Here is an 11,088-nt window from a genome sequence, read left to right as displayed (position 1 = left end):
GGCGATGCGGCACGCGATGGTGCCGGGGTCGTTGCATGTGGGTGAGCCGTCGGGGTTGGTGGATTGGTCGTCGGGTGCGGTGGAGGTGGTGCGGGGGTCGCGGGAGTGGGTGGTGGCTGAGGGGGGTCGTCGGCGGGCGGGGGTGTCGTCGTTCGGGATCAGTGGGACGAACGCGCACGTGATCGTGGAGGAAGCGCCGGACGAGCCGGAGATGCCGGCCGGCGGCGGTTCGCCCGTGTCGTCGGGACACACCCCGGGGGTGGGTACGCCGGTCGGCGGCGTGGGGTCGTCCGCCGAGGTGGTGGCCGCGCCGTCGAGGGTGACGCCGTGGCCGGTGTCGGCGCGGTCGGTCGCCGGGGTGTGGGAGTTGGTCGGGCGGCTCGGCGGGTTGGCTGTGGGTTCGGGTGACGGGGCGGGGGTGGTCGGTGGTTCGTCGGCGGTGGATGTGGGGTGGTCGTTGGCGTCGACGCGGTCGGTGTTCGACGAGCGGGCGGTGCTGCTCGACGGTGTGGTGATCGCGGACGGGGCGTCGCTGGCTCCGGGGGTCCGGGCGTTGGCGTCGGGTGGGTTGGGTGTGGTGTTCGGGGGTCAGGGTGGTCAGCGGGTGGGGATGGGCTCGGGTCTGTATCGGGCGTTTCCGGTGTTCGCGTCGGTTTTCGATGAGGTGTGCGACCTGTTGGGTGGGGAGGTGCGGGAGGCGGTGACCTCCGGGGTGGGTTTGGACGACACGGGTGTGGCGCAGCGGGCGTTGTTCGCGGTGGAGGTGGCGCTGTTCCGGCTGGTCGAGTCGTGGGGTGTGCGTCCGGCGGTTCTGGTGGGTCATTCGATCGGGGAGATCGCGGCGGCGCATGTGTCGGGGGTGTTGTCGTTGCCGGATGCGGTGACGTTGGTGTCGGCGCGGGCTCGTTTGATGGCGGCGTTGCCGGCGGGTGGGGTGATGGTGTCCTTGCGGGCCTCCGCTGATGCGGTGCAACCGTTTCTGTCCGACGACGTGGTCATCGCGGCGGTGAATGGTCCGTCGGCGGTGGTGATCGCCGGCCCGGAGCAGCAGACGTTGCGAGCGGCGGATGCGGTGGCGGCTGTGTTGGGTGTGCGGCAGCGGCGGCTGTCAGTCAGCCACGCGTTCCATTCGCCGTTGATGGAGCCGATGCTCGACGAGTTCCGCACGGTGGTCGAGGGTCTGTCGTTCCACCCTGCACAGATCCCGGTGGTGTCGACGGTGACGGGTCAGGTCGGTGGTCTGGGGGAGCCGGACTACTGGGTGCGGCAGGTGCGTGAGCCGGTGCGGTTTCATGACGCGATCGAGGCGGCTGGTCCTCGCTCGTGGTGGGAGTTGAGCGCGGATGGTGGTTTGTCGTCTCTGTTGGCCGACGGTGTCCCGATGCTGCGGCCGGGCGTGGACGAGGCCAGGTCGGCGGTGAGCGGGTTGGCGCAGGTGTGGGTGCGGGGGCACGAGGTCGACTGGCGGGGGTACTACGGCGGCGGCAAGACCGTCGACCTGCCCACGTACCCGTTCCAACGGCAGCGGTACTGGCTCGACAACCAGCCGGCGGTCGGGACCACCGGCACCCGGCACGGTCTGCTGTCCACCTCGGTCGACCTCGCCGACGACGCGGGAGTGCTGCTGACCGGCCGCGTCTCCACCCGCAGCCACCGCTGGCTCGCCGACCACGTCGTCGACGGGCGGACGCTGCTGCCGGGCACCGCGTTCCTCGAGGCCGCGCTGCGTGCCGGCGTCGAATGCGGCTGCCCCCGCGTCCAGGACCTCACGCTGCTCACCCCCCTCCCGGTCGGCCCCACCGCCGTCACCCTCCAGGTGAGCGTCGGGCCGCCGACGGACGACGGCCACCGCACCGTCACCGTGTACGCCCGCGCGGCCGACTCGACCGACTGGACCCGGCACGCCGTCGGCACCCTGACACCCGACCGGCCGGCGTCGGCCGTCCCCCGGCTGCCGGCCGACGCGCAGGAACTGGACCTGACCGGGGTCTACGAGTCCGTCGCCGCACACGGCTACCACTACGGCCCGGCGTTCCAGGGACTCCGCCGCCTATGGCGCACCCCCGACGGTCTGTTCGCCGAGGTGGCCCTCGACGCGGGCGAGCCGGTGGAGCCGTACCTGCTGCATCCCGCCCTGCTCGACGGCGCGCTGCACCCGGCGCTGCCCGGCGTGGCCGACGACGCCCGCCCGGCCGCGTTGCCGTTCGCCTGGTCCGGTGTCCAGGTGCACGCCACCGGCGTCCGCCGGCTCCGGGTGGCGTACACCTGGACGGGGCCGCAGACGCTGTCGATGACGGCCGTGGCCGACGACGGCACGCTGGTCGCCGAGGTCGCCTCCCTGGTCTGGCGGCCGGTGGGCGCGGTACGGCGCGGTGAGGTGCTGACCCGGGGCTGGGTGCCGGCAGCCGCCCCCACCGGCACGTCCCGCCCGGTCACCGCCGTGGCGCTGGCCGCCCGGGGCACGGACCAGGCCGCCGCCGCACACGCCGTCGCCGAGGACGTCCTCGACGAGATCCACGCCGCGCTCGCCACCGACGACGGACCCACCGTGGTCTTCACCGTCGCCGACGACGCACCGGCCCTGGCCGTCGCCGCCGGGCTCGTCCGCTGCGCCCGCACCGAACACCCGGGCCGGTTCGTCCTCCTGCACCACGACACCGAGGTCGACGCGGCGGACCTGGCGCGGGTGGCCGCCCTCGACGAACCGGAGGTACGCCTCGCCGGTGGCGCGCTGACCGTCCCCCGGCTGCGCCGCGACGACCACACCCCGAGCGCCCCGGTCGACCTCGGCGACGGCACCGTCCTGATCACCGGCGCCAGTGGCGCGCTCGGCACCGGACTCGCCCGCCACCTGGTACGCGACCTGGGCGTACGGGGACTGCTGCTGCTCAGCCGCCGGGGCGCGGACGCCCCCGGCGCCGACGAACTCGCCGACGAACTGCGGGCGTACGGCGCGGTGGTGACCGTGGCCGCCGGCGACGCGGCCGACCCGGAGCAGTTGGCCGCCGCGTTCTCCCTGATTCCCGCCGACCTGCCGCTCACCGCCGTGGTGCACGCGGCCGGTGTGCTCGACGACGGTCTCGTCGCCACCCTCACCCCGCAGGCGTTGCACACCGTGCTGCGGCCCAAGGTGGACGCGGCGTGGCACCTGCACCGGCTCACTGCCGACCTCGACCTGGTCGCGTTCGTGCTGTACTCGTCGATCTCCCAGCAGATCGGCGCGGCCGGCCAGGCCAGTTACGCCGCCGGCAACGCCTTCCTCGACGCGCTCGCCGCCCACCGGCACGCCGCCGGCCTGCCCGCCACCTCGCTGGCCTGGGGGCTGTGGGCCGCCGAGGGTGGCATGGCCGAAACGCTCGGCACGGCCGACCTGGCCCGGATGGCCCGTAACGGGGTGGCCCCGCTGCGGCACGACGACGGCCTGGCCCTGTTCGACCGGGCCCTCGGGTTGCCCGGCCCGCTACTGGTCCCGATGCTGCTGGACACCGCCGCACTGGCCACGACGAACGACCCGGCCGCCCTGCCCGCCGTGTGGCGCGGCCTGGTCCGCCCCCGGGCCGCCCACCCCCGGCCGGTCACCGACGGCCCGTCGCACCGGGACCTGGTGGAGGTGGTCCGTGCCGAGGTGGCGGCCGTCCTCGGTCACACCGACCGGACGAAGGTCGGGGCGCGGGCCGCGCTCACCGACCTCGGTGTCGACTCGCTCACCTCCGTCGAGCTGCGCAACCGGCTCGTCTCGGTCACCGGGCTGGCGTTGTCGGCGACGGTGGTGTTCGACCATCCCACGGTCACGGCGCTCGCCGACCATCTGCGGGAGCTGACCGGCGAGACCGACCCGGACGGCCCGGCGACCGGCACCGGCACCGTCACCGACGCCCACGACCCGATCGCCGTCATCGGCATGGCCTGCCGCTACCCCGGCGGGGTCGACTCCCCGCAGGACCTGTGGCGGCTGGTGGCCGAGGGGCGGGACGCGATCTCCGAGTTCCCGGTCAACCGCGACTGGCCGGAGGACCTCTACGACCCCGACCCGGGCCGCCCCGGGCACAGCTACGTCCGGGAGGGTGGCTTCCTGCACCGGGCGGACGAGTTCGACCCGGCGTTCTTCGGCATCTCGCCCCGCGAGGCGCTGGCGATGGACCCCCAGCAGCGGCTGCTGCTGGAGACGGCGTGGGAGGCGGTGGAACGCGCCCGCATCGACCCGTACTCGCTGCGCGGCAGCACCACCGGTGTGTTCGCCGGGCAGATGTACCACGACTACGCGCCGCCGGTCGACGCGATGCCCGGCGATCTGGAGGGCATCCTGCTCACCGGCAACACCGGCAGCGTGCTCAGCGGCCGGCTGGCGTACGTGCTCGGGCTCACCGGTCCCGCCGTCACCGTCGACACGGCGTGCTCGTCGTCGCTGGTCGCCACCCACCTGGCCGTCCGGGCGCTGCGCGCCGGTGAGTGCTCGCTGGCCCTCGCCGGTGGGGTCACCGTCATGTCGACGCCCGGCACGTTCGTCGAGTTCAGCAGGCAGCGGGGCCTGTCGCCGGACGGGCGGTGCAAGTCCTTCTCGGCGGACGCCGACGGCACCGGCTGGGGCGAGGGCGTGGGCGTGCTGCTGCTGGAACGGCTCTCCGACGCCCGCCGGTACGGGCACCCGGTGCTGGCCGTGCTGCGCGGGACCGCCGTCAACTCCGACGGCGCGTCCAACGGGCTGACCGCCCCCAACGGCGGCTCCCAGCGGGCGGTGATCCGAGCGGCGCTCGCCGACGCCGGACTGACCCCCGGCGACGTCGACGCGGTGGAGGCGCACGGCACCGGCACCCGCCTCGGCGATCCGATCGAGGCGGAGGCCGTCCTGGCCACCTACGGCCACGACCGGGTCGAACCGCTCTACCTCGGGTCCCTGAAATCCAACGTCGGGCACACCCAGGCCGCCGCCGGCGTCGGCGGCATCATCAAGATGATCGAGGCGATGCGTCACGGCACACTGCCGGCGACCCTGCACGTCTGCGCGCCGTCGCCGTTCGTGGACTGGTCCGCGGGCGCGGTGCGGCTGCTCACCGAACCCCGGGACTGGCCCGACACCGGCCGGGTACGCCGCGCCGCCGTCTCCTCGTTCGGGATCAGCGGCACCAACGCGCACGTCGTCATCGAGGCCGCCCCACCGGAGCCGACGCCCACCGCGCCCGACCCCGGCACCGCACCGGCCATCGTGCCGCTGGTGCTCTCCGCCGTCACCGCCGCCGGGCTGCGGGCCCGCGCCGACCAGCTCGCCGACCTCCTCGACGGCAACGCCCCGAGCGCCGACCTGGGCTGGTCACTCGCGGCCACCCGCGCCGACCTGCCCGAACGTGCGGTCGTGCTGGCCGACCACGCCATCGCCCTGCGCGCCCTCGCCGGCCACGACCCGCAGCCCGGACCGGGCGGTGACGCCGAATCCGCCCTGGTGGTCGGCACCGCCGGCGACCACGGTGGCGTCGTGTTCGTCTTCCCCGGCCAGGGCGGCCAGTGGACGGGGATGGCCGCGCCGCTGATGGCACAGTCACCGGTCTTCGCCGCGTCGATGCGGGCCTGCGCCACCGCCCTGGCCCCGTACCTCGACGTCGACGTCACCGACCCGGACCTGGCCCTCGACCGGGTCGACGTGGTGCAGCCCGCGCTGTGGGCGGTGATGGTGTCGTTGGCCGCGCTGTGGCGCTCGCTGGGGGTGGAACCCGACGCCGTCGTCGGACACTCGCAGGGCGAGATCGCCGCCGCCGTCGTCGCCGGGGCGCTCACCCTCGACGACGGGGCAAGGGTGGTGGCGCTGCGCAGCCGGGCCCTGCGCGACATCGCCGGCGGCGGGGGGATGCTCTCCGTCGCCCTGCCGGCCGAGGACGTCGCCGACCGGCTCGCCGGCCATGGTGGACGGCTGTCCATCGCCGCGCTCAACGGGCCACGCTCCACCGTGGTCTCCGGCGACGCCGACGCGCTCGCCGACCTGCACGCCCGCTTCGCCGCCGAGGACGTCCGCTCCCGCATGGTCAACGTGGACTACGCCTCCCACTCCGCGCACATCGAACCCCTCGCCGGGTCGCTCACCGCGCTCCTCGCCGACGTGACACCGCAGCCGCCCCGGGTGCCGCTGTACTCCACCGTCACCGGCCGTCCGCTGACCGAACCGATGGACGCCGACTACTGGTACCGCAACCTGCGGCACACCGTGCTGTTCCACGACGCCGTCACCGAACTGACCGGCCACGGGCACGGCGTCTTCGTCGAGATCAGCCCGCACCCCGTGCTCGCCGTCGGGCTCACCGAGACGGCACCGGACGCCCGCGTCGCCGGCTCGCTGCGCCGCGACCGGGGCGGCCTCGACCAGTTCCTCACCGCCGCCGCGACCGCCTACACCTGGGGGGTGCCGGTGGACCTCACCGCGCTGTTCCCCGGGGCCCGGAGCGTGGACCTGCCCACCTACCCGTTCCGACGCGACAGGTACTGGCTGACCCGGCAACCCCGCGGCGAGGTCTCCGGAGCCGGCCTCGACCCGGCCGCGCACCCGCTGCTCGGCGCGGTGACCGCCCTGCCCGACGGCACGGTCCTGCTCACCGGCAGCGTGTCCCACCGCACCCAGCCCTGGCTGGCCGACCACGTCTTCTCCGGCACGGTCCTGGTGCCCGGCACCGCCCTGGTGGAGCTGGCGCTACGCGCCGGTGACGAGGTCGGCTGCGGTGAGGTGCGCGAACTGACCCTGGTGGCCCCGCTCGCGGTGCCCGACCGGACGCCGGTGCGGGTGCAGGTCCGGGTCGGCACGCCGGAGGCCGACGGCGTCCGGCAGGTCACCGTGCACGGCCGGGCCGCCGAGGACGACCCGTGGACCCTGCACGCCACCGGCAGCGTCGCGCCCGCCACCCCGGACACCCCACCGTTCCCGCTGGTGTGGCCGCCGGCCGGCACGCAACCGGTCGACCTGGACGGCGTGTACGACCGGCTCGCCGCGCACGGCTACGACTACGGGCCGTCGTTCCGTGGCCTGCGCGCCGCGTGGACCGGACCCGACGGTGACGTCTACGCCGAGGTGGCGCTCCCCACCGCCGACGACGACCGGTTCCTCGTCCACCCGGCACTGCTCGACGCGGCGCTGCACCCGATGCTGCCGGGGGTGGTCGGCGACCGGCCGGCGGGTCTGCCGTTCAGCCTGTCGGGCGTGCGGGTGACCGCCACCGGGGCGACCGCGCTGCGCGTACACCTGTCGACGGGCAACCCGGCGGACGGCACCGCGCGGGTCGTCGCCGCCGACCCCGGCGGCACCGTCGTCGCCGTCCTCGACACGGTCGTGCTGCGGCCGGCCGCCGCCCCCGCACCGTCCCGCGACCCCCTGTACCGGGTGGAGTGGACACCCCTCGACCTGCCCGCCGCCGCACCCGTCCCGGCCGGCACCGAGGTGCTCGTGGTCCGCCCGGCCACCACCGGGGACGTCCCCGCCGACATCCGGGCCACCCTGAGCCGGGTCCGCGACGACGTCCGGACCTGGCTCGCCGCCGACCACCCGGACGACGCGCGCCTGGTCGTGGTCACCACCGGCGCCGGCCCCACCGGCACCGACCTGCCGGCCGCCGCCGTCTGGGGTCTGCTGCGCACCGCCCAGACCGAGAACCCCGACCAGGTCGTCCTGCTCGACGTCGACGCCACCGCGGTGCTCGACGACCTGCTCGGCCCGGTACTGGCCAGCGGGGAACCGCAGGTGGCGGTCCGGGCCGCGACGGCGTCCGTGCCCCGGCTCGCCGCCGCCTGGCCCGACCTGGTGCCACTGCCCACCGACGAGGCGCACCGGATGGTCGTCACCCGCCCCGGCACCCTGGACAGCCTGGCCTTCGAACCCTGCCCGCAGGTGTGGCAGCCACTCGGCCCCACCGAGGTCCGGCTCGCCGTGCGGGCCGGTGGCCTGAACTTCCGCGACGTGCTCATCGCCCTCGGGCTGGTCCCGCAGCAGCACGCGCTGATGGGCGCCGAGGGCGCGGGCGAGGTCCTCGCCGTCGGGTCCGCCGTCACCGACCTCACCCCCGGCGACCGCGTGTTCGGCTACTTCGACGGCGCGTTCGCCCCGGTCGCCGTCGCCGACCGGCGGCTGCTGGCCCGGATGCCCGACGACTGGCCGTACGCCCGCGCGGCCACCGTGCCGGTGGTGTTCCTGACCGCCTACTACGGCCTGGTGGACCTCGGCCGCGTCCGCCCCGGTGACCGGGTGCTCGTCCACGCCGCCGCCGGTGGGGTCGGCATCGCCGCCGTGCAGCTCGCCCGCCACCTCGGGGCCGAGGTGTTCGGCACCGCCAGCCCCGGCAAGTGGGACACGCTGCGCGCGCTCGGCCTCGACGACGACCACATCGCCAACTCGCGCACCCTCGACTTCGCGACGGCGTTCCGCGCCACCACCGGCGGACGAGGGATGGACGTGGTGCTCAACTCGCTTGCCGACGACTTCGTCGACGCCTCACTCGGCCTGCTCGCCGACGGGGGACGCTTCCTGGAGATGGGCAAGACCGACATCCGGGACCGCGCCGAGGTGCACGCCGCGTACCCCACCGTCGACTACCGGCCGTACGACCTCACGGCCCTGGCGGTCACCGCACCCGACGCCGAAGGGGCCGAACCGGAGCGGCTGCGGACGATCCTCGCCGAGGTGCTGGACCTCTTCGCCGCCGGGGTGCTCGCCCCACTGCCCGTCACCACCTGGGACGTGCGCCGCGCCCGGGAGGCGTTCCGGGCCCTGCAACAGGCCCGCACCATCGGCAAGGTCGTACTCACCGTGCCGAGGCCGCTGGACCCGGCGGGCACCGTCCTGGTGACCGGGGCCACCGGCACCCTCGGCGGGCTCACCGCCCGGCACCTGGCCGCCACCCACGGCGTACGCGAACTGCTGCTGGTCAGCCGGCGCGGACCGGACGCCCCCGGCGCGGCCGACCTGGTCGCCGACCTGGCCGACCTCGGCGCGCGGGCCCGGGTGGTCGCCTGCGACGTCGCCGACCGCGACGCCCTCGCCGCGCTGCTCGCCGACATCCCCGCCGCGCACCCGCTGACCGCCGTGTTCCACACCGCCGGGGTCCTCGACGACGGGCTGTTCACCGCCCTGACCACCGCCCAGTTCGACACCGTCCTGGCGGCCAAGGTGGACGCCGCCTGGCACCTGCACGAGCTGACCGCACACCGGGACCTGTCCGCGTTCGTGCTGTTCTCCTCGTTCGCCGGGCTGCTGGGCACCCCGGGACAAGCCAACTACGCCGCCGCCAACGGTTTCCTCGACGGCCTCGCCGCGCTGCGCCGCGCCGCCGGGCTGCCCGCCGTCTCCCTGGCCTGGGGACTGTGGGCGCAGGCCAGCGGCATGACCGGGCACCTGTCGGAGACGGACCTGGCCCGGATGGCCCGCGAAGGGCTGCGCCCCCTGGAGGCAGGGGAGGGGATGAGCCTGCTCGACGACAGTCTGGCCGCCGGCCTGCCCGTGGTCGCGCCTACCAAACTCGGCCTGCCCGCGCTGCGCGCCCAGGGTGACGCGCTGCCCGCCCTGCTCCGCGGCCTGGTCACCCGGACCTCCCGCCGGCAGACCGCCACCGGCCAGGCGACGGCCGGCACCCTCGCCGACCGGCTCGCCCCGCTCACCGAGGCGGACCGGACGACCGCCCTGACCGACCTGGTCCGCGCCCAGGTGACCGCGGTGCTCGGCCACGGCGGCGACGGCGTCGTCGACCCCGACCGGGCCTTCCGCGACCTCGGCTTCGACTCGCTCACCGCCCTCGAACTGCGCAACCGGCTCGGCACCGCCACCGGGCTGCGCCTGGCCGCCGGGGTGGTCTTCGACCATCCCACCCTGACCGAACTGGTCACCCACCTGCGCGGCCAGTTGACCCTGGACGCCCCGCCCCGACCGGACGGCAGTCCCACCGGCGTCCTGGCCGAACTGGACCGGCTGGAACAGGCGATGCGTCAACTCACCGACCGACCCACCGGTGCCGTCGCCGACCGGCTGCGGGACCTGCTGGCGATGTGTGGTCCGACCCCGGCGGCCGTTCCCGACGTGGATCTGGACACCGCGACCGACGACGAACTGTTCGCGCTCGTCGACGAACAGAACTGACACCCGACCCTGCCTGACTGGGAGTGGACTGACGTGGCGGACGAGGACAAACTGCGCGAGTACCTCCGACGGGCCATCGCCGACGCCCGCGAGGCGCGCGGCCGGCTGCGCGAATGGGAGGAACGCGCCACCGAGCCGATCGCCATCGTGGGCATGGCCTGCCGGTTCCCCGGCGGCGTACGCAGCCCGGAGGACCTGTGGCGGGTGGTCGCCGACGGGGTGGACGTGACGTCCCCGCTGCCCACCGACCGGGGCTGGGACGTCGACCGGCTCTACCACCCCGACCCGGACCACCCCGGCACCACGTACACCCGCACCGGTGGTTTCCTGCACGACGCGGGGGACTTCGACGCCGAGTTCTTCGGCATCTCACCCCGTGAGGCGCTCGGCATGGACCCGCAGCAGCGGCTGCTGCTCGAACTGTCCTGGGAGGCGGTGGAACGGGCCGGCATCGACCCGTCGACGCTGCGTGGCACCCCGACCGGCGTGTTCGTCGGGGCCACCGACCAGGACTACGGCCCCCGCCTGCACGAGGCCCCGCCCGAGGTGCAGGGTCACCTGCTCACCGGTAACACCGCGAGCGTCGCCTCCGGACGCGTCGCCTACCAGCTCGGGCTCACCGGCCCGGCGGTCACCATCGACACCGCCTGCTCGTCGTCGCTGGTCGCCCTGCATCTGGCGGTCCGCTCGCTGCTCACCGGGGAGAGCGACCTCGCCCTCGCCGGTGGGGTGATGGTCATGTCCACCCCGGGCACGTTCGTCGAGTTCAGCCGGCAGCGGGGGATCGCCCCGGACGGCCGGTGCAAGGCGTTCTCGGCCGACGCCGACGGTGTCGGCTGGGGCGAGGGCGCCGGCATGCTCCTGGTCGAGCGCCTGTCGGACGCCCGCCGCCACGGTCACCGGGTGTTGGCGGTGGTGCGGGGTAGTGCGGTGAATTCGGATGGTGCGTCGAATGGTTTGACGGCGCCGAGTGGTCCGTCGCAGGAGCG

The 11,088-nt window shown here is 75.0% G+C and carries 2 protein-coding genes; both read left to right on the top strand.

Annotated features, from left to right (window positions below):
• Window positions 1–112 precede the first annotated feature (112 nt).
• The gene (locus AB0C22_RS31110; RefSeq protein WP_357538560.1) at window positions 113–10,099 is read left to right on the top strand and encodes an SDR family NAD(P)-dependent oxidoreductase; all 9,987 of its coding nucleotides are present in this window, start codon (window positions 113–115) and stop codon (window positions 10,097–10,099) included.
• Window positions 10,100–10,132: 33 nt separating this feature from the next.
• Window positions 10,133–11,088 (top strand): beta-ketoacyl synthase N-terminal-like domain-containing protein (locus tag AB0C22_RS31105; RefSeq protein WP_357538558.1); only part of this gene is annotated, 956 nt, incomplete at its 3' end.

Origin of the sequence: Micromonospora sp. NPDC048894 (assembly GCF_040649765.1) — a bacterium.
GTDB classification, from domain to species: domain Bacteria; phylum Actinomycetota; class Actinomycetes; order Mycobacteriales; family Micromonosporaceae; genus Micromonospora; species Micromonospora antibiotica.
Note: the sequence above shows the minus strand (reverse complement) of the source record. Positions and strands in the feature narration are given on the sequence as shown.